At 70.6% G+C, this 23176-nt stretch carries 25 protein-coding genes and 1 riboswitch; of the genes, 13 read left to right on the top strand and 12 right to left on the bottom strand.

Annotation, left to right across the window (positions count from 1 at the left end; genetic code table 11):
- Window positions 1-266: 266 nt before the first annotated feature.
- The gene (locus ACZ3H8_RS26025) at window positions 267-587 is read left to right on the top strand and encodes a type II toxin-antitoxin system RelE/ParE family toxin (protein WP_467406128.1); all 321 of its coding nucleotides are present in this window, start codon (window positions 267-269) and stop codon (window positions 585-587) included.
- The gene (locus ACZ3H8_RS26020) at window positions 584-919 is read left to right on the top strand and encodes a helix-turn-helix domain-containing protein (RefSeq protein ID WP_467405747.1); all 336 of its coding nucleotides are present in this window, start codon (window positions 584-586) and stop codon (window positions 917-919) included. Before ACZ3H8_RS26025 ends, ACZ3H8_RS26020 begins: the two co-directional genes overlap by 4 nt.
- A 224-nt stretch (window positions 920-1143) precedes the next feature.
- On the opposite strand, the gene ACZ3H8_RS26015 is transcribed toward ACZ3H8_RS26020, so the two are convergent.
- Window positions 1144-1347, bottom strand: coding sequence for a hypothetical protein (locus ACZ3H8_RS26015; RefSeq protein ID WP_467406159.1), 204 nt, complete (start codon window positions 1345-1347; stop codon window positions 1144-1146).
- Window positions 1344-1562, bottom strand: coding sequence for a hypothetical protein (locus tag ACZ3H8_RS26010; RefSeq protein ID WP_215094929.1), 219 nt, complete (start codon window positions 1560-1562; stop codon window positions 1344-1346). The genes ACZ3H8_RS26015 and ACZ3H8_RS26010 overlap by 4 nt, the downstream gene beginning before the upstream one ends.
- Window positions 1563-1675: 113 nt before the next feature.
- Between ACZ3H8_RS26010 and ACZ3H8_RS26005 the strand changes: the two genes are divergently transcribed.
- Together ACZ3H8_RS26005 and ACZ3H8_RS26000 are read left to right on the top strand one after the other, a co-directional pair.
- Complete coding sequence (locus ACZ3H8_RS26005; RefSeq protein WP_467405744.1) at window positions 1676-2518, top strand: helix-turn-helix domain-containing protein; 843 nt, start codon at window positions 1676-1678, stop codon at window positions 2516-2518.
- Complete coding sequence (locus tag ACZ3H8_RS26000; RefSeq protein WP_467405741.1) at window positions 2499-2708, top strand: DUF397 domain-containing protein; 210 nt, start codon at window positions 2499-2501, stop codon at window positions 2706-2708. Before ACZ3H8_RS26005 ends, ACZ3H8_RS26000 begins: the two co-directional genes overlap by 20 nt.
- Here ACZ3H8_RS26000 and ACZ3H8_RS25995 read toward each other — a convergent pair.
- On the bottom strand, window positions 2705-2827 hold the full coding sequence (locus ACZ3H8_RS25995) for an alpha/beta hydrolase (protein WP_467405739.1): 123 nt from the start codon (window positions 2825-2827) through the stop codon (window positions 2705-2707). The two genes, ACZ3H8_RS26000 and ACZ3H8_RS25995, sit on opposite strands and share 4 nt — an antisense overlap.
- Before the next feature lie 55 nt (window positions 2828-2882).
- Here ACZ3H8_RS25995 and ACZ3H8_RS25990 point away from each other — a divergent pair, with 55 nt between their 5' ends.
- Window positions 2883-3464: a helix-turn-helix domain-containing protein gene (locus ACZ3H8_RS25990; protein ID WP_467405738.1), complete on the top strand. Its 582-nt coding sequence runs from the start codon at window positions 2883-2885 to the stop codon at window positions 3462-3464.
- Entirely contained in the window at window positions 3461-4795 is a 1335-nt protein-coding gene (locus ACZ3H8_RS25985; RefSeq protein ID WP_467405735.1) for an MFS transporter, read from the top strand. The genes ACZ3H8_RS25990 and ACZ3H8_RS25985 overlap by 4 nt, the downstream gene beginning before the upstream one ends.
- Before the next feature lie 19 nt (window positions 4796-4814).
- Here the strand turns inward: ACZ3H8_RS25985 and groL are convergent, their stop codons facing one another.
- The 4 genes from groL to thrC form a co-directional block, all read right to left on the bottom strand.
- Window positions 4815-6437, bottom strand: a complete 1623-nt coding sequence (gene groL, locus ACZ3H8_RS25980; RefSeq protein ID WP_467405734.1) for a chaperonin GroEL — start codon at window positions 6435-6437, stop codon at window positions 4815-4817.
- A 374-nt stretch (window positions 6438-6811) separates the two neighbouring features.
- On the bottom strand, window positions 6812-7015 hold the full coding sequence (locus ACZ3H8_RS25975) for a cold-shock protein (RefSeq protein ID WP_005315736.1): 204 nt from the start codon (window positions 7013-7015) through the stop codon (window positions 6812-6814).
- 400 nt (window positions 7016-7415) lie between these two features.
- Window positions 7416-7694 carry a MoaD/ThiS family protein gene (locus ACZ3H8_RS25970; protein WP_307662670.1) on the bottom strand — a complete coding sequence of 93 codons (279 nt, stop codon included), beginning with the start codon at window positions 7692-7694 and terminating at the stop codon, window positions 7416-7418.
- A gap of 33 nt (window positions 7695-7727) precedes the next feature.
- Window positions 7728-9011: a threonine synthase gene (thrC, locus tag ACZ3H8_RS25965; protein WP_467405731.1), complete on the bottom strand. Its 1284-nt coding sequence runs from the start codon at window positions 9009-9011 to the stop codon at window positions 7728-7730.
- 17 nt (window positions 9012-9028) lie between these two features.
- A riboswitch (SAM riboswitch) is annotated at window positions 9029-9156 on the bottom strand.
- A 143-nt stretch (window positions 9157-9299) separates the two neighbouring features.
- On the opposite strand from thrC, the gene ACZ3H8_RS25960 reads away from it, so the two are divergent.
- Together ACZ3H8_RS25960 and ACZ3H8_RS25955 are read left to right on the top strand one after the other, a co-directional pair.
- Window positions 9300-10238 (top strand): glucosyl-3-phosphoglycerate synthase, encoded by a 939-nt coding sequence (locus ACZ3H8_RS25960; protein WP_467405730.1) that lies wholly within the window; start codon window positions 9300-9302, stop codon window positions 10236-10238.
- Window positions 10239-10367: 129 nt separating this feature from the next.
- Window positions 10368-11762 (top strand): alpha,alpha-trehalose-phosphate synthase (UDP-forming), encoded by a 1395-nt coding sequence (locus ACZ3H8_RS25955; RefSeq protein WP_467405729.1) that lies wholly within the window; start codon window positions 10368-10370, stop codon window positions 11760-11762.
- 98 nt (window positions 11763-11860) lie between these two features.
- Here ACZ3H8_RS25955 and otsB read toward each other — a convergent pair whose 3' ends face one another.
- The 3 genes from otsB to ACZ3H8_RS25940 are packed head-to-tail and all read right to left on the bottom strand — an operon-like array spanning window position 11861 to window position 14256.
- Window positions 11861-12709: a trehalose-phosphatase gene (otsB, locus tag ACZ3H8_RS25950; protein ID WP_467405726.1), complete on the bottom strand. Its 849-nt coding sequence runs from the start codon at window positions 12707-12709 to the stop codon at window positions 11861-11863.
- Window positions 12710-12718: 9 nt separating this feature from the next.
- Window positions 12719-12991 carry a DUF3263 domain-containing protein gene (locus tag ACZ3H8_RS25945; protein ID WP_467405725.1) on the bottom strand — a complete coding sequence of 91 codons (273 nt, stop codon included), beginning with the start codon at window positions 12989-12991 and terminating at the stop codon, window positions 12719-12721.
- A gap of 41 nt (window positions 12992-13032) precedes the next feature.
- On the bottom strand, window positions 13033-14256 hold the full coding sequence (locus ACZ3H8_RS25940; protein ID WP_467406126.1) for an ABC transporter substrate-binding protein: 1224 nt from the start codon (window positions 14254-14256) through the stop codon (window positions 13033-13035).
- A 302-nt stretch (window positions 14257-14558) separates the two neighbouring features.
- Between ACZ3H8_RS25940 and ACZ3H8_RS25935 the strand changes: the two genes are divergently transcribed.
- The 5 genes from ACZ3H8_RS25935 (at window position 14559) to ACZ3H8_RS25915 (ending at window position 20297) form a co-directional block, all read left to right on the top strand.
- Entirely contained in the window at window positions 14559-15452 is an 894-nt protein-coding gene (locus ACZ3H8_RS25935; protein ID WP_467405723.1) for an SIS domain-containing protein, read from the top strand.
- A 769-nt stretch (window positions 15453-16221) separates the two neighbouring features.
- Window positions 16222-17160 carry an ROK family protein gene (locus ACZ3H8_RS25930; RefSeq protein WP_467405721.1) on the top strand — a complete coding sequence of 313 codons (939 nt, stop codon included), beginning with the start codon at window positions 16222-16224 and terminating at the stop codon, window positions 17158-17160.
- Entirely contained in the window at window positions 17160-18323 is a 1164-nt protein-coding gene (gene nagA, locus ACZ3H8_RS25925) for an N-acetylglucosamine-6-phosphate deacetylase (protein WP_467405719.1), read from the top strand. Before ACZ3H8_RS25930 ends, nagA begins: the two co-directional genes overlap by 1 nt.
- A gap of 117 nt (window positions 18324-18440) precedes the next feature.
- Entirely contained in the window at window positions 18441-19367 is a 927-nt protein-coding gene (locus tag ACZ3H8_RS25920) for a 1-phosphofructokinase family hexose kinase (protein ID WP_467406123.1), read from the top strand.
- 54 nt (window positions 19368-19421) lie between these two features.
- Window positions 19422-20297, top strand: coding sequence for a class II fructose-bisphosphate aldolase (locus ACZ3H8_RS25915; protein WP_467405717.1), 876 nt, complete (start codon window positions 19422-19424; stop codon window positions 20295-20297).
- Here ACZ3H8_RS25915 and ACZ3H8_RS25910 read toward each other — a convergent pair.
- Both ACZ3H8_RS25910 and cdgB read right to left on the bottom strand, forming a co-directional pair.
- Complete coding sequence (locus ACZ3H8_RS25910) at window positions 20284-21237, bottom strand: CBM35 domain-containing protein (protein ID WP_467405714.1); 954 nt, start codon at window positions 21235-21237, stop codon at window positions 20284-20286. The genes ACZ3H8_RS25915 and ACZ3H8_RS25910 overlap by 14 nt on opposite strands.
- Window positions 21238-21325: 88 nt before the next feature.
- Window positions 21326-22966: a diguanylate cyclase CdgB gene (cdgB, locus tag ACZ3H8_RS25905; protein WP_467405712.1), complete on the bottom strand. Its 1641-nt coding sequence runs from the start codon at window positions 22964-22966 to the stop codon at window positions 21326-21328.
- Window positions 22967-23176: the final 210 nt, after the last annotated feature.

The following is a 23176-nucleotide window of genomic DNA, read 5'->3' as shown; positions in this document are numbered from 1 at the left end:
AGGGGCTTGATTTCGCCCGGGCGGACTTGAAGTTCCCGCCGGACGGGCTCCATTGGAGCCCGTTGGGGGTCCCCCCGGACGAAGTCTGGGGGAGATTGAGGACACGGCCGGAGGCCGTACGGGGGGTGTGGGGGCTTGCCCCCAGTTCAGGAAGGGGCGGGGTGGGGGCAAGCCCGCCGCAGGCGCAACCCGCCGCACCGCCACGCCCTACGCCGCCCCCGCCGCCCTCTCCGTAATCGTCACCCGCCCCTTCCGGATCACCGCCGATCGCGACGGCGGACAGCGGGGACGCCGCCGCCTACGCCGAGCTGCTGGCGGACTTGGGCACCCAAACGCCCATGCCCTTCGCCCGCCCCCTGAGGGACGGGGTGTACGAGCTCCGACCCACTCTGGACGGAGACGACACGAGGATCACGTACTGGTTCGCGCCAGAGGGTCGCATCGTGCTCCTGACGGTCTTCCGCAAGACCAGGATGCGGGAGACAGCTCAGGTCGCCCGCGCGGTGAGCGCCCGTATGGTGTGCGGCATCGAGCACAAACCGGCCCACACCACGTACAGCCGCTGCGAGAAAGGGGATGCACAATGAGCCACACGCGTTGGAGGCTGGCCCGCGAGCGGACGCTCACTGAGGGGTACGCCGAATCGCCGGAGGTTACAGCGGAGCGCGCGGAGGCCCGGCTGGCGATGGCCTTCGCCGAAGCCGTGTACGACCGCCGCAAAGAGCTCGGGCTGTCCCAGGCCGAGGTCGCCGAGCGCGCCGGTCTCACCCAGGCGAAAGTCTCCCGCATCGAAGGCGCCGACGCCGTCCCTACGCTCCTCCTGCTGCGCCGCCTGGCTCAGGCGCTCGACGCCTCGCTGAACATCGCCCTCGACAGCGACCACGAAGAGGTCACCTTCACCGCCCACCCGGCGGCGTGACGCCAGTACGCATAAACCGCACCAGATCGGCCACGCTGTACCCGAGCCGAGGCCCGCGCTCGCCAGCCATCAGCAGCAGCAGCTGCCCGACGATCTCCGCGCCCCAGCCGTCGGTGCCGTCCTCGGACCACTCGTCCAGCTTCTCAATGTCACGGTCCTGGCCCCGTCGTCATCGAAGGCCTCATGGCGCTACGGTTCCACCCGCCACTGACAACTGCCGCACGTCACGGCAATCGCCCCTGGGCGTTGATCTCCCGCACCCTCGCCCGCAGCACTTCGCCCGGCGGAGCCGGCTGCACGTCCTCGGGCGGGCAGTCCCACTCCATGCCCCCGCCCGGCGGTCTCAGCTGTACGTATCCGCCTTCGCGCCCCATCACCTGCCCGACCCGTCCGTTGCGTACGTCGACGGCGTACGTCCCGGGCCTCACGCGCTGTCCAGTCCGTGGAGCACGGCGGCGAGCCGCAGCGCCGTGTCCAGGTTGCAGCACCCCAGGTCCACCAGCGGATAGGGCGCCTCACTCGCGAGCGACACCACGTCGACCCGCAACGACGGCAGGGTCACTGCCACCACACCGAGCCCGTCCCGGAGTTGAGCCACTACCTCTTCGGCAGCCCGCAGACGCTCCGCCGATCGCACCACCATGACCAGGCACCTCCACACTGAGTGTTCTCTTTCCTCACCCAGCGTGTCCGGCACGGGCTAGCCTGAACAGTGGCGGCAGCCCAACAACCCCACCTGTCAACCAGGGAGTTGCCATGCCCGGACCCAAGGATCTCGATCCCTCCACCTCCCCTCGCGCCCTGATGGGCGCGGAACTACGCCACGCGCGCGACCAGGCGGGCCTCACCCAGGACGAGTTGGGGCGGCCCCTCTTCGTCAGCGGCTCGTACATCGGCCAGATGGAGGCGGGCACACGCCGGATGCTGCCTGAGTACGCACGCCAGATAGACGAGATCCTCGGTACGAACGGCTTCTTCACCCGCAACTGCGAGGTGTCGAACAAGTCGCGCTATCCCGACCACTTCGCCGAGGCGGCGGAGGCGGAGGCAGCCGCGACGACGATCAAGGAGTACGCGCCGCTGCTGGTACCGGGCCTGTTGCAGACGGAGGCGTATGCGCGCGCAGTGTTCCGGGCGTATCAGCCGACGGCGACGGAGGAGGTCATCGACGAGCTGGTCGAGGCACGGCTGGATCGCGCGCGACTGCTGTCCGATCCAACAAAGCCGTTGTTGTGGGCGGTTCTGGACGAGGCTGTGTTACGCCGGAAGGTCGGCGGGGCGGGGGTGATGACGGAGGCGCTGGAGCATGTGGCGGCGCTCGCCAGGAGGCACCGGATCATTGTTCAGGTGCTGCCGTTCGAGGCGGGGGCGCACATGGCACTTGGCGGCCCGCTCAAGCTGATGAACTTCCCGGATGCCCCTCCGCTCGCGTACGTAACCGGATTGGAAACAGGACGGCTGGAGGACGATCCCGCCACGGTCGCCCGCCATGACCTGACTTACGATCTGGTCGGGGCCAGTGCACTGTCACCAAAAACGTCCTTGGCCCTGATCTCATCAGTGGCGGAGGATTACGCACATGAAGATCAGCAGCCCTGAGTACGACCTGACTACAGCCACCTGGCGCAAGTCCACGCACAGTGCCGGCGACGGCGGCGACTGCCTTGAAGTCACCGACATCCACCCCGGCATCGTGCCCGTACGCGACTCCAAGAACCCCGACGGCCCGAAGCTCCTGTTCCGGGCCGTCGCCTGGTCCGCCTTCGTCACCGGCCTGAAGCGCGACTAGCAGGACGCGTCACGGGCCGGGCGCTCGCCGGTGAGCAGGAAGTCGGTCACGGCATCGTCCCCACAGGCGTTGCCGTTGGCGCGGTAGGCGCCGTGCCCTGCACTGCGGCCCTTTCCCAAATAAGTTTTGCAAAATTACTTTGGGGAAGTCCCCGATCCGCCTTACCCTCCCCTCATGGTCAGCGAAGATCGGAAACGCGTCCTCGACCCCGAGCGGGACGCAGCGGCCCTGAAGGCCCTCACACACCCGTTGCGCATCCGGCTGCTCGGGCTGCTGCGCCAGGACGGCCCCGCCACCGCGAGCGAACTCGCGGTCAGGACCGGGGAGTCGTCCGCCTCCACCAGCTACCACCTGCGGGTCCTCGCCAAGTACGCGTTCGTCGCGGAGGCCCAGCAGCGCGACGGGCGGGAGCGGCGCTGGCAGGCGGTGCACTCCGTCACCGCGTGGAGCAACGCGGCGATGGAGGGCTCGCCCGGCAGCCGCGCCTTCGTCAACGTCTCGCGCCGGGTTCAGATCGAGCACCTGGAGCGTTCCCTCGGCCGGCACGAGGCGGATGTCGCGGCAGGCCGGCTCGGCCAGGAGTGGGTGGAGCCGTCGGGCATCACCGATCTGGTCCTGCGGCTGACCCCCGAGTCGCTCACCGAGCTGTGGGAGGTGTTCGACCGCGCGGCGGAGGAACTGGCAGCTCGCGACGAGGGTGATCCCCGCGCCGAGCAGGTCGTACTCGTGGCCGCCGGACTCCCCCTCGCGTCATGACCCGGCCCCTGGACCCCCGTACCGCACGCCGCCGCTTCGTCGCCGTCAACTTCCTCTTCTGGCTGCCAGTTGGCCTGTACATACCCTCGCAGGTGCTGCTCCTCACCGAGCGCGGCATGAGCCTCGCGGTCGTCGCCGGACTCTTCGCCGTGCACTCCCTCACCGTCTCCGCCCTGGAACTGCCCACCGGCGGCCTGTCCGACGTCATCGGCCGCCGCACCGTGCTCGCCGCCGCGGGCGTGCTCAACCTGGGCGCCCTAGTCCTCCTGGCCCTGGGCACCACCGTCTGGGCGCTCGGCATCGCCATGGCCCTGATGGGCTCCGGCCGCGCCCTGTCGAGCGGACCCGCCGAGGCCTGGTACGTCGACACCGTGCAGGCCCACTCCGGCCCCGGCGCAGAACTGCGCACCGGACTGGCCCGCGGCGGCACCGCCTCCGCGGCCGCGCTCGCCGTCGGCACCCTGCTCGGGGGCAGTCTGCCCCTGCTGCTCGGCCTCGGTCCGGACCTGGGCGCACGGCTGACCGCCGCCACCTCCGGACTGGTGCTGCCACTCTCCGTCCCCGCGCTGCTCGGCGCGGGCGTCGGACTCGTCTTCGTGGCGTACGTGTTGACCGCCCTGCCCGAGCCGCCCCGGCCCCGGGCCACCCTGCGCGATGTGCTGCGAGGCGTCCCGGCCACGATGCTCGACGGACTGCGCCTGGGCGCGCGGGACTTCTTGATCCGCCGAGTGCTGCTGACGGCCGGCGCGACGGGCGCGGCCCTGGCCACCATCGAACTGCTCACGCCAGGACGCGCCGCCGACCTGACCGGCACCCCCGAGTCGGGCGCGGTGCTCTTCGCCTCGCTCGCCTGCGCCGGCTTTGTCTGCACCGCTCTCGGCAACCACTGCGCACCACTGGCCGCACGGCTGACGGGCAGCGGCGAACGCGCCGTCATGGCGGGCATCGGACTGAGCGCGACGGGGCTGCTGCTGCTCGGCCTGACCGTCCTGTGGAACGGCCCGGCCGCACTCACCCTCGCGGCCACCGGCTACGCCCTGGTGTACTTCGGACTCGGCGCGGCGGGCCCGAACAAGAACGACCTGCTGCACCGCCGCGTCGACAGCACGGGCCGGGCCACCGCCCTGTCCGTACAGTCCCTCGCCCTGCAATCGTCCGGCGCCCTGGCCGGCCTGGTCGCCGGTGCCCTGCCGGCCGGCCCCCTGCCCTGGCTGCCCGGCGCCGCACTTCTGCTGGCCGGTGCCCTGCTGTGGGTCCGCCGCGCTGGGCAAAAGCCCGAGGGCGGCACCCCCCTGGGAGTGGGGGTACCGCCCTCGGTCCGTACAGCGTGAACCGCCGATCCGCGCAGGATCAGAAGTCCATGTCACCGCCCGGCATGCCGCCCGGAGCGGCCGCAGAGGCCTTCTCCGGCTTGTCGGCGATGACGGCCTCGGTGGTCAGGAACAGCGCGGCGATCGACGCGGCGTTCTGCAGCGCGGAGCGCGTGACCTTCGCCGGGTCGATGATGCCCTCGGCGATCATGTCGACGTACTCGCCGGTCGCGGCGTTCAGACCGTGGCCGACAGCCAGGTTGCGCACCTTCTCGACGATGACGCCGCCCTCGAGACCACCGTTGACGGCGATCTGCTTCAGCGGGGCCTCCAGCGCGAGCCTCACGGCGTTGGCGCCGGTCGCCTCGTCACCCTCGAGGTCGAGCTTCTCGAAGACCGAGGAAGCCTGGAGCAGGGCCACGCCACCACCGGCGACGATGCCCTCCTCGACGGCGGCCTTGGCGTTGCGCACCGCGTCCTCGATGCGGTGCTTGCGCTCCTTGAGCTCGACCTCGGTCGCGGCGCCGGCCTTGATGACGGCCACGCCGCCGGCCAGCTTCGCGAGGCGCTCCTGGAGCTTCTCGCGGTCGTAGTCCGAGTCGCTGTTCTCGATCTCGGCACGGATCTGGTTCACGCGACCGGCAACCTGGTCGCTCTCACCGGCACCGTCGACGATCGTGGTCTCGTCCTTGGTGATGACGACCTTGCGGGCGCGGCCCAGCAGGTCCAGGCCGGCGTTCTCGAGCTTGAGGCCGACCTCCTCGGAGATGACCGTGCCACCGGTGAGGATGGCGATGTCGTTCAGCATCGCCTTGCGGCGGTCGCCGAAGCCCGGAGCCTTGACGGCAACGGACTTGAAGGTGCCGCGGATCTTGTTGACGACCAGGGTCGACAGGGCCTCGCCCTCGACGTCCTCGGCGATGATCAGCAGCGGCTTGCCCGACTGCATGACCTTCTCCAGCAGCGGAAGGAGGTCCTTCACGTTGCTGACCTTGGAGTTGACGATCAGGATGTACGGGTCGTCGAGCGACGCCTCCATACGCTCCATGTCGGTGGCGAAGTACGCCGAGATGTAGCCCTTGTCGAAGCGCATACCCTCGGTGAGCTCCAGCTCCAGACCGAAGGTCTGGGACTCCTCGACGGTGATGACGCCTTCCTTGCCGACCTTGTCCATGGCCTCGGCGATGAGCTCGCCGATCTGGGTGTCGGCGGCGGAGATGGAGGCCGTCGAAGCGATCTGCTCCTTGGTCTCCACGTCCTTGGCCTGCTCGAGCAGGGCGCCGGAGACGGCCTCGACGGCCTTCTCGATGCCGCGCTTGAGGGCCATGGGGTTGGCGCCGGCCGCCACGTTGCGCAGGCCCTCGCGGACGAGCGCCTGGGCGAGGACGGTCGCGGTGGTCGTACCGTCACCGGCGACGTCGTCCGTCTTCTTGGCGACTTCCTTGACCAGCTCGGCGCCGATCTTCTCGTACGGGTCCTCGAGCTCGATCTCCTTGGCGATGGAAACACCATCGTTGGTGATCGTGGGGGCGCCCCACTTCTTCTCGAGGACGACGTTCCGGCCCTTGGGGCCAAGGGTGACCTTGACGGCGTCGGCGAGCTGGTTCATCCCGCGCTCGAGACCGCGCCGTGCCTCCTCGTCGAACGCGATGATCTTGGCCATGTGAAGTGGTCCTCCCGGACTGGGGTGGATTCTCCGGACCGCGCTGGCGCCCGCGACGGACGGCCTGCAAGCCCTGTGGTTCCTTGCCCCACCTGGCCTGCGGACCTCACCGGCCCGGTCCTCGTTGTCACTCTCACTGTCAGAGTGCTAACGCAATGATTAGCACTCGACCCCCGAGAGTGCAAGCGCCTTCGAAGAAGCCTCGACGAGGGGTGGTGGTCGGTGGGGGCACCTCCCAGCGGTAGTTGGGGGAGGGAGGGCGCAGCGGCTTCGAAGGAGCCTCGACGCGAGGGCGCAGACGCACGAGGGGCCCGCATCCCTCGTGGGATGCGGGCCCCTCGGCGTGAGTGCGTCGGTGGCCGATCGCGCCGAGATCAGACGGCGAGCTTGACCATGTCCGCCTGCGGACCCTTCTGGCCCTGCGAGATCTCGAATTCAACTCGCTGACCCTCTTCAAGGGTGCGGTACCCGTCCATCTGGATCGCGCTGTAGTGGACGAAAACATCCGCACCACCGTCGACCGCGATGAAGCCGTACCCCTTCTCCGCGTTGAACCACTTGACGGTGCCCTGAGCCATGCCTAACTCCCCTATTACTGGCCCTTGCGCAGGACCGCACTTCGCGGACCCGGGTCAGACCTCCACCCCATGGGTGTGCGCCGGAACGCGTCGACCGCGGCTGAATGTATCTGTCCAACTGCCGTCTGCAACAGGTCAATCGGACGAGAAATCTGCGCAAGCCCGAACGGATAATTCATGTGAATTCTGTGAATTCCGGGGCAAGTCGGGCCCGACAAAAGGCGCCTACGCGACAATTCGATCGACCACTTTGGCTGACTCTTGTCGCGCGGCGACGCATTCTCATATGCGTCCGGCACAAGCAGCGGAGGGGGCTTCCCAAAGCCTACCGCGCTCAACCCTATGGAATTGCCCCCTCCGCTTCTCTTGCGGAGGGGGCAATAGCGGTAACTCTGCGAAGTCAGCAGCCGCCGGCGACAGCCGGAATGATCGAGACGCCCGCGCCGTCCGGTGTCGCGGTCTCCAGACCCTGTTCGAAACGGACGTCGTCGTCGTTCACGTACACGTTGACGAAGCGGCGCAGCTTGCCCTGGTCGTCCAGGACACGCGCGGCGATGCCGGTGTGGTTCTTCTCCAGGTCGGCGATCACCTCGGAGAGGGTCGCGCCCTGAGCCGAAACCTCGGCCTGGCCGCCCGTATACGTACGGAGAATGGTGGGAATGCGGACGTTGACGCTCATGCTGCGTGCCTTCCTTGAGTCTCGGGTGGTCGGTCAGCCGGCCAGGCCGGCGTCGCGAAACGCGTCCAGGCTCGGGCGGATCGTCGCGGTCGGGCCGGTCGTCGGCGCCACCGCGTCCAGCGTCTTGAGACCGTCACCGGTGTTGAGGACGACGGTGGTGAGCGCCGGGTCGAGCACGCCCTCCTCGATCAGCTTCCTCGTGACACCCACGGTCACGCCACCCGCGGTCTCCGCAAAGATGCCTTCCGTACGGGCGAGCAGCTTGATGGCGTCGACGATCTGATCGTCGTTGACGTCCTCGACCGCCCCGCCGGTGCGGCGCGCGATGTCCAGCACGTAGGGGCCGTCCGCCGGGTTGCCGATCGCCAGCGACTTGGCGATGGTGTCCGGCTTCTGCGGGCGTACGACGTCATGCCCCGCCTTGAAGGCCGTCGACACCGGCGAGCAGCCCTCCGCCTGGGCACCGAAGATCTTGTACGGCTTGTCCTCGACCAGACCGAGCTTGATCAGCTCCTGCAGCCCCTTGTCGATCTTCGTGAGCTGCGAGCCCGAGGCGATCGGGACCACGATCTGGTCGGGCAGCCGCCAGCCGAGCTGCTCGCAGATCTCGTACGCCAGCGTCTTGGAGCCCTCGCCGTAGTACGGGCGGAGGTTGACGTTGACGAAGCCCCAGCCCTCGCCCAGCGGGTCGCCGATGAGCTCGGAGCAGAAACGGTTGACGTCGTCGTAGTTGCCCTCGATGCCGACCAGCTCTCCGCCGTACACCGCGGCCATGACGACCTTGCCCTGCTCCAGGTCGTGCGGGATGAACACGCAGGAGCGGAAGCCGGCCCGCGCGGCGGCGGCGCCGACCGCGCCCGCCAGGTTGCCGGTGGACGAGCAGGACAGGGTGGTGAAGCCGAAGGCACGCGCGGCCTCGACGGCGATGGCCACGACGCGGTCCTTGAAGGAGTGCGTCGGGTTGCCGGAGTCGTCCTTGATGTACAGGCCGCCGGTGACGCCCAGCTCACGGGCGAGATTGTCGGCCTTGACGAGCTTGGTGAAGCCGGGGTTGATGTTCGGCTTGTCGGCCACGTCGGCGGGGACGGGCAGCAGCGGGGCGTACCGCCAGATGTTGTTCGGACCCGCTTCGATCCGCTTCTTCAGCGCCTCGGGGTCTTCGCCGGGGAGGTCGTACGCGACCTCGAGCGGCCCGAAACAGGACGCGCAGGCGAAGATCGGGCCGAGCCCGAAACGCTCTCCGCACTCGCGGCACGCGAGCGCCGCGGCGGGTCCGAGGTTCACGGGAGTGGTGCTTGCGACAGTCTGCACAGCCATGGAGGCGAGGCCCTTTCTCCTCATCTTCCCCGTGGCGCATTTCGCCACGAGACGGAATTGGCACCTTCCCCACCGTGACCTCGCGGTCGGCGGGAGGGTTGCCGGGGCTTCAACGGGCCGTTCCCTCTGCCCCTCTGGATGAGCGGTATTCGATTGTCAGCGTGACGACCCCCGACATGCGACGGTCATCCGCGTTGTTCAAGACTGTAACCGAAGGCCCGGATGGTTGAGATAGTCGTCCGAACCTCGAGATGGACCATCCGACCGGAAGTCTAGGGAGACGCGCACGTGCTCGATGAGGTGGAGCGCTGGCTGGCCCGGCGGTCCTGGGCCGCGGCCGACCGCCCACTTGACCTGCTGCTTACCGCCAAACGCTCGACGACGGTCAGCGTGGTGCTCCCCGCCCTGAACGAAGAGGCGACGGTCGGCGAGATCGTCACCGTGATCCGCCGCGAGCTGATGGAGGCCGTGCCGCTCGTCGACGAGCTGGTCGTCGTCGACTCGGGCTCGAGCGACCGTACGACCGAGGTGGCCGCGGCGGCAGGCGCGCGCGTGGTGCACCGGGACGCGATCCTGCCCCGGATACCCGCGGTCCCCGGCAAGGGCGAGGTGCTGTGGCGCTCGCTGCTGGCGACCAGCGGCGACATCGTGTGCTTCGTCGACGCGGATCTGCGGGAGTTCTCCGCGGACTTCGTCTCCGGGATCGTGGGCCCGCTGCTGACCGACCCCGATGTGCACTTCGTCAAGGCGATGTACGACCGGCCGCTCGGCGACCACGCAGGTCAGGGCGGCCGGGTGACCGAGCTGGTGGCGCGTCCGCTGCTGAATCTGCACTGGCCGCAGCTGGCCGGGTTCGTCCAGCCGCTGGGCGGGGAGTACGCGGCGCGGCGCTCGCTGCTGGAGCGGCTGCCCTTCCCCGTCGGTTACGGAGTGGAGCTCGGCCTGCTCGTCGACGCGCTGCACACGGTGGGCCTGGACGCGCTGGCGCAGGTGGACGTCGGCTCGCGCAAGCACCGCCACCAGGACGGGCAGGCGCTGGGCCGGATGGCCGCGGCGATCTACCGTACGGCTCAACTCCGGCTCTCCCGCGGCCACTTGGTCCGTCCTGCGCTCACGCAGTTCGAGCGGGCCGAGGGCGGCTTCGAGCCGCGGACGTACCCGGTGGACACGGAGGAGCGGCCGCCGATGCGCGAGATCGGTGAGTACGCGGCGCGTCGCGCGGCATAAGCATGGATCGCTGGTCGCTTTGTCTACATTTCCCAGTTATGGGCATGAGAGACGTACGACACACGAGGACGGCACGACCAATGACGTACGCACGTTTGAGCGTTTGTGGGACGGGCTAGGTTTCGCGACATGGTCTCCGAGCACGCTGCTGCCCAGGTCCTCGTCGCGTCGAACCGCGGCCCGGTCACATACACGCTGAGCGAGGACGGTTCGCTCGACGCGCGCCGCGGCGGGGGCGGGCTGGTCTCCGGCCTGTCGGCCATCGGCTCCGAGGCGGCGGCGCTGTGGGTGTGCGCCGCGCTCGGTGACGGCGACCGCGAGGCGGTGCGGCGCGGGGTCGGCGAGCCCGGGGTACTGATGCTCGACATCGACGAGGCCGTCCACTCCGACGCGTACAACGGCATCGCCAATTCCGTGCTGTGGTTCGTCCACCACATGCTGTACCAGACGCCGCTGGAGCCGGTCTTCGATCAGGAGTTCCGCCGGCAGTGGGCGTCGTACGAGACCTACAACCGGGCCTTCGCGGACGCGCTCGCGGCACAGGCCGCCGAGGGGGCGGCCGTCCTGGTGCAGGACTACCACCTGGCGCTGGTGCCCGGCATGCTCCGCGAGCTCCGTCCCGATCTGCGGATCGGGCACTTCACGCACACGCCGTGGGCGCCCGTCGACTACTTCCGGATGCTGCCCGACGACATCGCGGAGCAGTTGCTGCGCGGCCTGCTCGGCGCGGACCGCGCCTGTTTCCTGACCCGGCGGTGGGCCGATGCCTTCGTCTCCTGCTGTACGGAGCTGTTGGGCGGCACCGGCAGCACGACGATCGGGGTGCACGGGCTGGGCGCGGACGCGGACTTCCTGCGGGAGCGGGCGCACCGGCCGGACGTGGACGAACGGCTGGCCACGCTGCGCGAGCAGGTCGGCCCGGGGCGCAAGACCATCGTGCGCGTCGACCGCACCGAGCTGTCCAAGAACATCGTGCGCGGGCTGCTGGCGTACCGGCAGCTGCTGGAAACCCGTCCCGAATGGCGCGAGCGCGTGGTCCATGTCGCCTTCGCCTACCCCTCCCGGCAGGACCTGGCGGTCTACCGCGACTACACGGCGGAGGTCCAGCGCCTGGCGGACGAGATCAACTCGGCGTACGGGACGGAGACTTGGAGCCCGGTCGAGCTCCATGTGAAGGACGACTTCGCGCGCTCGCTCGCCGCGTACCGGCTGGCGGACGTGGCTCTGGTCAACCCGATCCGGGACGGCATGAACCTGGTCGCCAAGGAGATCCCGGTCGTCTCGGACGAGGGCTGCGCGCTGGTGCTTTCGCGGGAGGCAGGGGCGTACGAGGAACTGCGCGAGGACGCGGTGACGGTGAATCCGTACGACGTGACGGGCACGGCAGACGCGCTCCACGTGGCGCTGACGATGCCGGACGACGAGCGGTCCCGGCACACCAAGCGGCTGGCGGCAGCGGCAACCGCGCTGCCGCCGCAGAAGTGGTTCCTGGACCAGCTGCGGGCGCTGCGCGAGGGCGCGTAGGAGGCCCGGGTCCGGCGCGCCTTGCGCGAGGGCGCGTAGGAGGCCCTGGCACGCACAAAGCCCGGACCGGCGCGAGCGCGACCGGCTGCCCGGGCCGACTACAGGTGCTGGGCCAGCGAGCCCAGGAACTCCACCACCGCAGGCGGTCCCGGCAGCAGCAGGTCGGCGCGGTCCGCGAGTTCCGGGACCTCCGTGCTGCCGCTGCACACCAGCAGGCCGGGCACGCCGTCCGAGCGGAGCTTCTCGACGGCCGCGAAGGCAGGCAGATCACCGAGGTCGTCACCGGCGTACAGCACCGCCTCGGCTTTCACCTCGCGTACGTACTCCGCCAGGGCCACGCCCTTGTCCATGCCGGGCGGGCGCAGCTCCAGGACCATGCGGCCCGGCTCCAGGATCAGTCCGTGACGCGCGGCGAGCTCGGCGAGCGGGCCCCGCAGCGCCTCGAACGCCGCCTGCGGGTCGGACGCGCGGCGCGTGTGGACCGCGACCGCCTGGCCCTTCTCCTCGATCCAGGTGCCCTGCCAGGCTCCGGCTTTGTCCAGGACACCGGGCAGTTCGGCGCGGGCAGCCGCGACCCCGGGGTGCGGGGCGGGCGTTTTGACCGTGCCGCTGACGGCGTCCCAGCGCTCGGCGCCGTAGTGACCGAGGACGACCAGGTGGTCCAGGCCCGGCACTCCGGCGAAGCCGCCGTACCGGACCGCCACACCCGCGGGCCGTCCGGTGACGACAGCGACAGAGGCGACCCGTGGCGCGAGCGCGGCGAGCGCGGGGACGGCGCCGGGGTGGGCTCGGGCCTGTTCGGGGTCGGGCACGATCTCGGCGAGCGTGCCGTCGAAGTCGAGGCCGACGACTGCCTTCCGCGGCCGGGCGAGAACCGCGGCCAGGCCGTCGCGGCCGGCGGGGGTGGACGGCGTTGGCAGGGGATGCGCGTGCGAGGAGCTGCCCATGCCCCGACCCTATCGGCGACTTCGCCTGTCGTCCCTGACACGGCGGAGCCGATTGACGGTCACCGGGTCATGGGCGAGGGCGCGCTCGTCGTCGATCAGGGCGTTGAGGAGCTGGTAGTAGCGGACCGGGGAGATGCCGAGCTGCTCCCTGATGGCGCGTTCCTTCGCGCCGGGCCCCGGCCAGGAGGTGTGCTCCATGGCCAGGACGGCACGGTCGCGCTCGGAGAGCACCTCGCGCGCCCCCCGCGTCTCGATCGCCTCGATCGCCTCGTCGTCGGTCATACGATCCAACATATCGGCGGCGCGGCACCCCGGCGGGCCGCCTACTCCGCGTTCTCCGCGAGGGTGGCGTCCCGGCCGATCTTGCCGAGGACGGATGCCGGGACGCCTTGAGGCTCGACGGCCTGGCCGATGTTCTTCTTGATGTTCTCGCTGACCGCCGCCCACGACGTCTTGCCGACCGGCGGAAGCACCGAGGTGGGGAGCTCGTCCAGGAACTCCTTGAGGTCCTGGTGCTCCGGGTCCTTCTCCATCGCCTCTGACGCGGAGACCGTCACCGGCAGCAGATCGTTCTGACCGGCGAAGTCGAGGACGTTCTTGTCGCTGAAGACGAAGTCCAGGAACTTGCCGACCTCGGCCCGGTGGCCGTTCTGCTTGAAGCCCATGATCCAGTCGGCGACGCCCATCGCGGCCTTCGGCTTGCCGTTGCGGCCGGGCATGGCCACCTTGCCGACCTCGATGTTGGCCTTCTCCGCTTCCTGCATCAGGGAGGGGTGGCCGTTGAGCATGCCGACCTCGCCGCGGGTGAAGGCGGCGAACGCGTCCTTGCGGTTCAGCTTGGCGGGGGCGACCGGGCCGGTGAGCCCGGCGTCGACGAGGTTCGTCTTCAGCCACGTGAAGGTGGCTATGTTCTGCGCGGAGTCGATGGAGTACTTGCCGACCGGGTCGGTGTATCCGTCGCCGCCGCCGAGCAGCCACATCATGGTCTCGGCCTGGGCCTCCTCGGGCCCCAGCGGCAGGGCGAAGGGGTACTTCGCGTCTGTGTTCGCCTTCAGCTTCTCCGCGTCTTTCCTGAGGTCGTCCCAGGTCTTCGGGTCCTCCTTGATCCCGGCCTCTTTGAAGAGCTTCTTGTTGTAGAAGAGCAGCCGGGTGGAGGCGACGAACGGCAGACCGTACTGCACGCGCTTCATCTCGCCCGCGTCGGTGAGCGGGGTGAGGAAGTTGGACTGTACGGGGATGGAGAGCAACTGGTCGGCGGAGTACAGCTTGCCGGCCGCTGCGTAGTCGGCGTACGCGCCGATCTGGGCGATGTCGGGGGCCTTGCCTGCCTTGACCATCTCGGCGACCTTGCGGTCGACGTCGTTCCAGGACTCGATCTGGACGTCGATCTTGATGCCGGGGTTCGTGGACTCGAACTCGGTGGCGAGGTCGGCCCAGTACTTCTTGCTGCTCTGGCCGCCGGCCACGTCGTAGTCGGCCGCCACCAGTTTGAGGGTGACATCGCCGGAACCGCTGGAGCTGCCACAGCCCGAGAGGGCCACCGCCATGCCAAGTGCGGCGATCGCCGCGGTCAGACCCGAGAAGCGACGCTGCACCGCTCTTCCCCACCCTCTGCTGTTGCGTGCCCGTGTGGTCCCAGTCGGTCCCCCGTGATGTCGTCTGAGATGAGCTGCGATTTTCCACCATGCGGACTGATGAGGTCTACTCCAATGCATATCACTTCTACAACGCCTGTCCCTGGGCCGGCGGGCATTGCCCGGGTGCGCCGCGGCCTGCTAAGCACGTGGCGGCACGAAGTGGTCGGTGTGCCGGTCCCGAGTTACGCGTACGTCGCTAGGAGCCTTGCCGCATGTCCCGTACCGCAGCAGAGATAGCCACCCAGCCCGCCTGCTGGCGCCGAGCAGCCGAAGCCGCCGCCGCCTTCGAAGGACTGCCGGAGCCGGGTGAGCGGGTCGCCGTCACCGGGTGTGGGACGTCCTGGTTCATGGCGATCGCGTACGCGGCGCTGCGGGAGGCGGCGGGGCAGGGCGAGACGGACGCCTTCGCCTCGTCGGAGTTCCCGTCGGGGCGTACGTACGACCGCGTCGTCGCGATCACCCGCTCGGGGACGACGACGGAGGTCCTGGACCTGCTGACCGAACTGCGCGGCAAGGTGCCGACGCTGGCGCTGACCGCGGACCCGAAGACGCCGGTGATGGACGCGGCGGACGCGGTGGCGGTGCTGGACTGGGCGGACGAGGAGTCGGTGGTCCAGACCCGTTTCGCCACGACCGCGCTGGCCTTCCTGCGGGCCGGTCTGGGTGACGTCCCCGGGGTGAAGTCGGTCGCCGAGGCGGCGGTCGACGCGGAGCTCGCGCTCACGGAGCCGCTGCCGGAGGCGGTGGTCGGGGCGGAGCAGTGGACGTTCCTGGGGCGGGGCTGGACGTACGGGCTTGCGCTGGAGGCGGGCCTGAAGATGCGCGAGGCGGCGGGCGCGTGGACGGAGTCGTACCCGGCGATGGAGTACCGCCACGGCCCGATCTCGATCACCGGCCCGGGCCGGGTGGCGTGGGTCTTCGGCGCGCTCCCGGAGGGCCTGTCCCTGGACGTCGCGCGGGTCGGCGGCACGCTGGTGGCCCGCCAGGAGGCGGACCCCCTGGCGGACCTGATCCGCGCGCAGCGGCTCGCGGTGACGCTGGCGGAGTCGCGGGGCTTCGACCCGGACCGGCCGAGGAACCTGACGCGCAGCGTGATCTTGAGCTGATGGAGTGGGGTGCGGGGGTCCGTTGCCCGGATCGCGGGGCCTGGGGGCGCTGCCCCCAGGCCCCCTGGCGCGAAGGGGTACGGGGGGTGCGGGCGCGGACTTTTCCCCCACCCCGCCCCTTCCCGGCTGTGTCAATTTGCGGCTCCGCCGCGCGGGGGGGGCGCTGCCCCCAGGCCCCTGCGGGGGGAAAGAGTACGTGGGGGCTGACGCCCCCACACCCCCGTGCCACTCCGGCGGCTTCGCCGCGGAGCCCAGAAAAGCGGGGGCTAGCCCCCGGCCACTCCGGCGGCTTCGCCGCAGAGCCCGCGAAGGCGGGGCTGACGGACCCGCATCCCCGGCCGCTCGGGGCGGCTTCGCCGCGGTGCCCACAAGGCGGGGGCTGAGGCGTCCACCCCTCGGGCGGGCCCGTACCGGGGGTGCCTCCCGGTGGGGAGGGGCCGTGCAGGGTCGTCCCCGCAGGGGATCGGCGGCCGGACCCGGTGATCAACACGAACCCCTTCACGCCGCCGACCCCGAGGAGTCGAGCCCGGAGGGGCCCCGGAACCCGCACCCCACGACACCGGACAACCCCACGACCCGCACCGCGGAACCCCGCACCCCACGACCCGCGCAACGCACGCCCGCACCCCACGACACCGGGCACCCCGCACCGCGGACCCCGCAGCCCGCACCGCGGACCCCCGCACCCCATGCCGCCGTTTGTATGGCGGCGCAACAATCCGGCGTAGTGGACTAGACCTGTCGCCCGTCCACCCTTCAGACTGTCCACGTGAGACACGTCATCGCCCTCGATGTGGGCGGCACCGGCATGAAAGCCGCCCTGGTCGGGGTGGACGGCACCCTCCTGCATGAGGCCCGTCGCCCCACCGGGCGCGAGCGCGGGCCGGACGCCGTCGTCGAGTCCATCCTCCGCTTCGCCGCAGAGCTCCGCGCGTACGGCCAGGAGCACCTCGGCCAGAGCGCGCTCGCCGCCGGCGTCGCCGTCCCCGGGATCGTCGACGCCGACCGCGGCATCGCCGTCTACGCCGCCAACCTCGGCTGGCGCGACGTACCCCTGCGCGCCCTCGTCGCCGGCCGCATCGGCGGCGTCCCCGTCGCGCTCGGGCACGACGTCAGGACCGGCGGGCTCGCCGAGGGACGGATCGGGGCCGGCAAGGGCGCCGACCGGTTCCTGTTCGTGCCGCTCGGCACCGGGATCGCCGGCGCCATCGGCATCGCCGGGCGGATCGAGGCCGGCGCCCACGGATACGCCGGCGAGATCGGCCACATCGTCGTCCGCCCCGACGGCCCCGACTGCGGCTGCGGCCAGCGCGGCTGCCTCGAGACGCTCGCATCCGCCGCCGCGGTGACCCGCGCCTGGGCCGAGGCGAGCGGCGACCCCGACGCAGACGCCGCCGACTGCGCGAAGGCCGTCGAGTCCGGTGACCAGCGGGCCGTACGCGTCTGGCAAGACGCCGTCGACGCCCTCGCCGCCGGCCTAGTCACCGCGCTCACCCTGCTGGACCCCCGCACACTGATCATCGGTGGCGGTCTCGCCGAGGCGGGGGAAACCTTGTTCACACCACTGAGGGTCGCTGTCGAGGAGCGAGTGACGTTCCAGAAGCTGCCCGCCATCGTCCCGGCAGCCCTCGGGGACACCGCCGGATGCCTGGGCGCGGGGCTGCTCGCCTGGGATCTGCTCGCCACCGACTCGGAGGTAACCGCCTAATGGCCGCACGCGCCGCACGCGCCGAAAGCACCGTTCTCGCCGGCGCCCGGGTGGTCCTGCCGACCGGGACCGTCGAGAACGGACGGCTCATCGTCGAGGGCACGAAGATCGTCGGCGCCGCGCCCGCGGACGCACCTGCCATCGACCTGACCGGCCACTGGGTAGTCCCCGGCTTCGTCGACATCCACAACCACGGCGGCGGCGGCGCCTCCTTCACCTCCGGCAGCGCCGAGGACGTGCTGAAGGGCGTACGGACCCACCGCGAGCACGGCACGACCACGCTCGTCGCGTCCACCGTGACCGGCGAGATGGACTTCCTCGCCCACCGCGCCGGCTTCCTCTCCGAACTCGTCGAGCAGGGCGACCTCGCCGGCATCCACTTCGAGGGGCCCTTCATCTCCCCGTGCCGCAAGGGCGCCCACAGCGAGGAGCTGCTGCGCGACCCCGACCCGGCGGAGGTGCGCAAGCTGATCGACGCGGCACGCGGCACCGCGAAGATGGTCACGCTCGCCACCGAACTGCCCGGCGGCATCGACTCCGTACGGCTGCTCGCCGAGCACGGCGTGATCGCCGCGATCGGCCACACGGACGCGACGTACGAGCAGACCGTCGAGGCGATCGAGGCGGGAGCGACCGTGGCGACGCACCTCTTCAACGCGATGCCCGGCCTCGGCCACCGCGCTCCGGGCCCGATCGCCGCGCTCCTGGAGGACGAACGGATCACGGTCGAGCTGATCAACGACGGCACGCATCTGCACCCCGCCGCCCTGGAGCTCGCCTTCCACCGCGCGGGCGCGGGCCGCGTCGCCTTCATCACGGACGCCATGGACGCGGCGGGCTTCGGCGACGGCCGCTACCAGCTCGGCCCGCTCGCCGTCGACGTCAAGGACGGGGTCGCCCGGCTGGTCGACGGCGGCTCGATCGCCGGCTCTACGCTCACCCTGGACACCGCGTTCAGGCGCGCGGCGACCATCGACAGGCTGCCGGTGGAGGAGGTCGTCCAGGCCATCTCGGCCAACCCCGCGAAGCTGCTCGGCGTGTACGACAAGGTCGGCTCGCTGGAGCCGGGCAAGGACGCCGACCTGGTGGTGCTCGACGCGGAGTTCACGCTCAAGGGCGTGATGCGTAAGGGCGAATGGGTGGTTGAGCCCCAAGTGGGGTGATTTCTACGTAACTTATGGCACGGCGGTTGGCCCAGGGGGCTGGGCCAACCGCCTTCCGTTTGGCATGATCAGGGCCCGTACGAACACGGCAAGCGCGTTCTGTGGGGGGTGACACAGGTGATCCTGACGGTCACGCTCAACACCGCCCTGGACATCACATACTCGGTCCCCGCGCTGACCCCGCATGCCAGCCACCGCGTCGGCGAGGTCCGCGAACGCCCCGGCGGCAAGGGCCTCAACGTCGCCCGCGTGCTGGCCGCGCTGGGCCACGAGAGCGTCGTGACCGGCTTCGTGGGCGGCCCCGTCGGAGCCGTACTGCGCGATCTGCTGGCCCGGCTCGCGCCGCACGACGCGCTCGTCCCGATCGCCGGGACCACCCGCCGCACGCTCGCCGTCGTGGACGACGCGAGCGGCGACACCACCCAGCTGAACGAGGCGGGCCCCACGGTCAGCCCCGCCGAATGGGCCACGTTCCTCTCCTCGTACGACTCTCTCCTGCGAGAGGCCCGGGCCGTCGCCCTGTGCGGCAGCCTGCCGCCGGGCATCCATGTGGGCGCGTACGCCCAACTGATCCGCCTGGCCCGCGCCGCCGACGTCCCCGTACTCCTCGACACCAGCGGCGAACCGCTGCGCCGCGGCATCGCCGCCCGCCCCGACCTGGTCAAGCCGAACGCCGACGAGCTCGCCCAGCTCACCGGCTCCCGCGAGCCGCTGCGCGCCGCCCGCGACGCCCGCCGCCGCGGCGCGCACACGGTGGTCGCCTCGCTCGGCCCGGACGGCGTGCTCGCGGCCACCCCCGAAGGCGTCTGGCAGGCGATCCCGCCCGCCCCGGTGAAGGGCAACCCGACGGGCGCGGGCGACTCGGCGGTCGCCGGACTGCTCTCCGGGCTCGTGGAGCGGCTGCCGTGGCCGGACCGGCTGGCCCGCGCGGTCGCCCTGTCCGCGGCGACCGTGCTGGCCCCGGCGGCGGGCGAGTTCGATGCCGTGGCGTACGAGGACCTGCTGCCGCGCATAGCGGTGACCGAGCGCGCGGCCGCGGCGTGAAACCCCACAGCGAGCGCACAATCGGGCACAGCCGCCCGGGAATTGGGGGGCACCATGCCACTCGTCAGCACCGGTGAACTCGTCTTGGCCGCCGCGGCCGGCGGCCACGGCACAGCCGCCTTCAACGTCATCACCCTGGAGCACGCGGAGGCGATCGCCGCCGGGGCCGAGCAGGCCGGAGCGCCCGCGATCCTGCAGATATCCGAGAACGCGGTGAAGTTCCACGGCGGAAGGCTCTCCGCGATCGCCGCCGCCGCATCCGCCGTCGCCCGCGCGTCCACCGCCCCGCTCGCCCTCCACCTCGACCATGTCGTCTCCGCGGACCTGCTGCGGGCGGCGGCCGACGAGGGCTTCAGCTCGGTGATGTTCGACGCCTCGAAGCTGCCGTACGACGAGAACGTCAAGGCCACGGCGGACGCGGTGCGCTGGGGCCACGAGCACGGCATCTGGATCGAGGCGGAGCTCGGCAGGGTCGGCGGCAAGGAGGGCGAGCCCCCGCTCGACGCCCACGCCCCGGGCGTCCGCACCGCCCCGTCCGAGGCCGCGGCCTACGTCGCCGACACGGGCGTGGACGCGCTGGCCGTAGCGGTCGGCTCGTCCCACGCGATGACGCAGCGCACGGCGTCCCTGGACCACACACTGATCACCGACCTGCGGGACGCGGTCCCGGTCCCCCTGGTCCTGCACGGCTCCTCCGGCGTCCCGGACGCGGAGATCCGCCGCGCGGTCGCCGCCGGCATGGTCAAGATCAACGTCGGCACGGCGCTCAACACGGCGTTCACCGGCGCGGTCCGGGCCTTCCTGGAGGCCAACCCGTCGACGGTGGACCCCCGGAAATACCTCGTCCCGGCTCGCGAAGCGATGGCCGGGACGGTGGCGGGTTTCCTGCGGACGATCCGAGCGGATCCGAACGTGATCAGCCGTTCCTGACCTCGAGCCAGTCGAGAATGGCGTTGCACTGGTTGCCCTGCTCGCAGGAAATCTTGATCTCGTTCTCGCCCTGCTTCAAGGTGACCGGCGCCCACGTGGTCTGCCAGTTCTTGTCCCAGGCCGGGTCCGTGGACTTGATGAAGTTCTTCAGCCCCAGCGGGTTGCTGTTCGCCTTGCCGTTGACGGTCAGCGTGGCGTTGGCGTCCTGCGCCGGGATGGCGTAGCGCACATACAGCTTGTACGCGCCGGGCGACGTGACTTTCGCCTTCCAAGTGACCGAGGCGCCCACCGAGTTGAAGCCGGTCACAAACGCACCGCCCGCACCCTCCGCGCCCTCGATGTCCTTCGCAAGCGCGGCAGGCGCTCCGAGCTGCAATGTCGCCGCATCCTGCTTCGGCAGCGGCTCCTGCACGTCCTCCGACGCGGACGGCTCATCGCTCGGCTTCACGGACTGGCCCGCCGTCGCGCCGCCGTTCCCGCCCGACCGGTCGCCCGCCTTGTCGTCCTCGCCGCCGGCCGACATCAGCGCCACGCCGATGGCGATCACCACGACCGCGACCACTGCGATCGCGCCGATCAGCAGGCCCTTGGTGTTGGGGCCGCCGGCGCGGCCGCCACCGTGGCCGCCGCCGTGCTGCTGGGGCACGGTCTGGCGGGTGGGGGCGCCGCCGGGGTACGTCTCGGGCGCCGCGTACTGCGCGGTCGGCTGGCCCTGCGGTGCGTGCGCCTGCTGCGGCACCTGGCCGTACTGGCGCTCGCCGACCGTCCGTACCTGGTTGTACGAGGTTCTGGGGACCCCGGGCTGCGCGGCCGGACCCGGATAGCCGTAGCCGCGGCCCTGGCCGGGCGGTGTCGCGCCCGCTGCCCGTCCGTCCTCGTACAGGTAGCCGAACGGATCGTCGTCCTCGGGCGTGCTCGCGCCGCTGTTCCCGGCCGTCATCCCTAGTCACTCCTCACCATGTCGTCAGCACATCGCCGACGCGGGCGAGCCTACCCGGTTCGGAGTAACCCAGAGGGTGTCGTTGCCCTCAGCCGGCCCGCCGGTGCACCTTCGCCCGCGACCGCTTCTCGATGTACATCCGCTGGTCAGCTGATTGCAGGACCTCTTCCACGGACATCCCGCAGCTCGCCCAGCCGATCCCGAAGCTCGCCCCGACGCGGACCCCCCTGCCGCCGACCCGGATCGGCAGGATGATCGCGTTCCGCAGGCGAACGGCCAGGTCGGCGGCGTCCGCCGCGCCCAGGCCGTCGGCGAGGACGACGAATTCGTCACCGCCGAGCCGGGCGACTGTGTCGTTGTCGCGTACGAGGTTGGTGAGCCGGCGCGCGACCTCGACCAGCACCGCGTCACCCGTCTGGTGCCCGAACCGGTCGTTGATCGACTTGAAGCCGTCCAGGTCGCAGAAAAGGACCGCGAGCCCCTTCGTCCCGTCGTCGATCTCGCTGTCGGGCGCGATCGCGTGCACATGGTGGTCGTACGGCACGCCCGTCGTCTCGAAATCGAAGCCGTCACCGCCGAAGATGTGCTCCGTGTCGGACTCGTAGGCGGCGTCGAGCGCCTCGATGGCCGTCTCCCGCGCCGCGTGCGGCCGCTCGCACAGCCGGGAGCTGAGCCGGGCGCGCAGCTCGGCGCTGTTGGGCAGGCCGGTGAGCGAGTCGTGCGAGGCGCGGTGGGCGAGCTGCAGCTCGTGGCGCTTGCGCTCCTCTATGTCCTCGACATGGGTGAGCAGAAAACGGGGCCCGTCCGCGGTGTCGGCGACGACGGAGTTACGCAGCGAGACCCAGATGTACGTCCCGTCCCGGCGGCCGAGACGCAGCTCGGCGCGGCCGCCCTCCGCGGACGTACGCAGCAGAGTGCCGACGTCCTCGGGGTGGACGAGATCGGCGAAGGAGTACCGGCGCATCGCGGCCGCCGGGCGGCCGAGCAGCCGGCACAGGGCGTCATTGGTGCGCAGCAGCCGGCCGTGCTGGTCGCCGCCCATCTCGGCGATGGCCATGCCGCTCGGCGCGTACTCGAAGGCCTGCCGGAAGGACTCCTCGCTGGCGCGCAGGGCCTGCTGCTCGCGCTCGAGTCTGACCAGGGCGCGCTGCATGTTTGCTCGCAGCCGGGCGTTGCTGATCGCAATGGCCGCCTGGGACGCGTACATCTGGAGCGCTTCCTGGCCCCAGGGTCCGGGGCGTCGTCCATTGCGCGGCCGGTCGACGGAGATGACGCCGAGGAGCTCACGGCCGCCGCCCGATGCGTACATGGGGGCGTACAGCCGGTCCTGCGGGTGCCACTCGTCCTCGAAGCGGGGATCGGGGCCTTCGGTGTGCCACTGCGGGACGTCGTCCTCTATGAGCACCCAGCCCTCGGTGTGCGGGATGAAGCGGAGCTCGCCCCAGGCCTCACCCATGGACAGCCGCCGCTCCCAGGAGGGGCGCGAGCCGACCCGCCCGGTGATCAGGGCTTCCGCGGCGGCGCTGCCGGCGAACGCGGCAACGACGAGGTCACCGTCGGGGCGTACGAGATTGACGCAGGCCAGTTCGTAGCCGAGTCCTGCGACGATGCCGTCGGCGACGGTCTGCAGAGTGTCGGCCAAGCTCCGGGCCGTGTTGAGGTCCGCGACGACCTGGTGCAGCTGCCGCAGGGTCGCAAGACGGACGTAGGGCTCCGACTCGGTCTCCATCGCTCGCTCTCCCCGAGACCTCGACAGCAAACTCCAGGGTTCTCATCGGCTTTCTTGTTGCGGTATCACGGCCACTGAATCACAGCGAGCTGTCCACTCGGTACACAGGGTCAACAATTACTGCACTCTGTGACTCAAGTCACATCAGATGATGAAGGGTTGCAAGTGGGGGGTTGGAGCGCTCCATGCCTTTCTTGAAAGCAAATTCGG

The organism is Streptomyces sp. NPDC002868, from assembly GCF_055563295.1.
The sequence above is the reverse complement of the archived record's forward strand: the minus strand, read 5'-3'. Positions and strand labels throughout refer to the sequence as shown.